General features: G+C 65.5%; 1 protein-coding gene and 1 pseudogene. Both read right to left on the bottom strand.

Features of this window, described 5'->3' with window-relative positions; all coding sequences use genetic code 11:
• Positions 1-10 precede the first annotated feature (10 nt).
• Positions 11-1114 (bottom strand): IS110 family transposase, encoded by a 1104-nt coding sequence (locus AB4Y86_RS17595; protein WP_441403448.1) that lies wholly within the window; start codon positions 1112-1114, stop codon positions 11-13.
• 290 nt (positions 1115-1404) lie between these two features.
• Positions 1405-2056, bottom strand: a pseudogene (locus AB4Y86_RS17590) (DDE-type integrase/transposase/recombinase); the annotation flags it as partial.

Raw genomic sequence — 2056 nt, 5'->3', positions numbered from 1 at the left:
CTCCTAAGTGTCAAGCCGCAGTTCGATGGTGTCTGGTGTTCGGGGTGATGTGCTGGCGGCCGGGGTTGAGGAGGAAATAGACCTCGCGGGCGAGGTATCGCTTCAGGCAGCGGATGATTTCCATTTTGGAGTGTCCCTCAGCGGTCTTTTTCGCGACGTAGGTTTGTGTTCTCGGGTCGAGCCTGATCCGGCTGATGACCGCGAGGTGCAGGGCGCGGTTGGCTTGCCGGTCGCCGCCGCGGTTGAGCCGGTGCCGTTGCGTCATTCCTGAGGACGCGGGCAGGGGTGAAACGCCGCAGAGCATCGCGAATGCGGCTTCGGACCTCATCCGGTCGGGGTTGTCACCGGCTGTCACGAGCAGCTGTCCGGCGACTTCGATACCGATGCCTACGCGTTCGAGGAGTTGGGGTGCGAGGGCTTCGACGATGGGGTTGATGAGCTCCTCGAGGTCGGCTATCTCGTCGGTGAGCTCCAGGTAGCGGCGGGCCAGGGACTTGAGCGATACCCGATAGGCGGTGACGGGATCGGTCGCGTTAGATACGTCCGGCCGCCACGCAGCGAGGGTGCGGATCAGCTGCATCCGGGTCAGGTGGCGGACCTGGTCGCGCAGTTCCTCCGGCGCGGAGACAATCGTCATCCGAAGGAGTTGCAGGGCGCTGCGTCGCTCCCGGACTGCGTGTGCGCGGGTCACGCGCAGCACGCGCAGGGCTTCGATGGCGCCGTCCTTGGATTTCGGGATACTGGTGCGTCGGCCGTGTAGTGCGGCGCGGGCTGCGTTGATCGCATCGAGATCGTCATCCTTGCCTTTGCGGCGGCGGTCGGACCGGTCGGGCCGGTCGACCTCCAGGACCATGACGCCGGCCTTGGCAAGGTGTCGGGTCAGGCCGGCGCCGTAGGATCCGGTGCCCTCGACGCCGATCCGGGCCAGATCACCGAACTCGCCGATCCAGGCGAGCAGCGCACGGTATCCGGTGCGCGTAGTAGGAAAGCTTCTGGTGCCCAAGACTTTCTCGCCGGCGTCGATGACGGCGGCGACGTGGAGTTCTTTGTGCGTGTCGACGCCGGCGAAGACGGGCGTCTGGTCCGGGTTGTTGGTTGCGGGTGTTCTGGTCATGTCGTTTCCTCCGGTTCATCCGGTCTGCAAGGGCACGGCCCCGCGCATCGGCCCACCGGCGGACAAGACAGTGATGAGCACCTGTGGCGCAGGCTCTCCTTAGGTCACTCCGGCGGCGAGGCGTGGTGCCTCACCGGGTACTCCCGGGGACTGACAGATCCGGGGAAAGACAACGGCTGTCGATCGGAGTGAGAGTCAAGAACCACGGGGGCACCCGGCACCAGCATCCTGCCGTGTCCGTCGCTGTGCGAGTCAAGGACCCCGGGAATACCGGTACAGCCAGTCTCACTGTCCGAGTGCACCACCGTGCCCGCCGGTTTCCGGAGGGCCACGGCGTGGTCCAGGGCGGCGACGGCCAGGGACGCTTTCATCCGCCCGTCCATGGAGTACCCGACGATCCGGTTCGAAGGCAGGTCCTTGATGGCGCACAGGTACAACTTGCCCTCCCCGGTGTGGTGCTCGGTGATGTCCGTGAGCCATTTCCGGTTCGGTGCCGTTGCGCTGAAGTCCCGTTCGATGAGGTCATCGTGGACCGGCGGGCCGGCCTTGAGCCCTGACCGGCGCCGGCGGTGGATCACCGAGAGGATGCCGTTCTGGGAGCACAGCCGCCAGATCCGGCGTTCACTGGCCCCAGTGCCGGGACCGGCGTTGATCTCATCGGCGATGAACCGGTATCCGAAGGCAGGATCGTCGCGGTGGTGATCGATGGCGGCGTTGATCAGATGCGCTTCTTCCCAGTCCCGGGCCGGGACGGGGTTGGCGGCCCACTGGTAGTAGGCCTGTCTGGAGAAATTCAGTACCCGGCAGGACACTGCCACGGGAACCCTGATCGGGGCGTCCCTGGCAGCCAGCTCGCGGACCAGCGGGTACATCATTTTTTTGGATTGATGTCCCGGGACAAGTAGGCCACGGCACGGCGCATGACTTCGGCTTCCTGTTCCA

Source organism: Arthrobacter sp. 2YAF22_2 (assembly GCF_052114645.1).
Classification (GTDB): domain Bacteria; phylum Actinomycetota; class Actinomycetes; order Actinomycetales; family Micrococcaceae; genus Arthrobacter.
This window is presented reverse-complemented; position numbering and strand designations above follow the sequence as displayed.

Coding starts and splice junctions, on each gene's coding strand:
- AB4Y86_RS17595 (WP_441403448.1), bottom strand. CDS start 1,114: ATGACCAGAACACCCGCAACCAACAACCCGGACCAGACGCCCGTCTTC.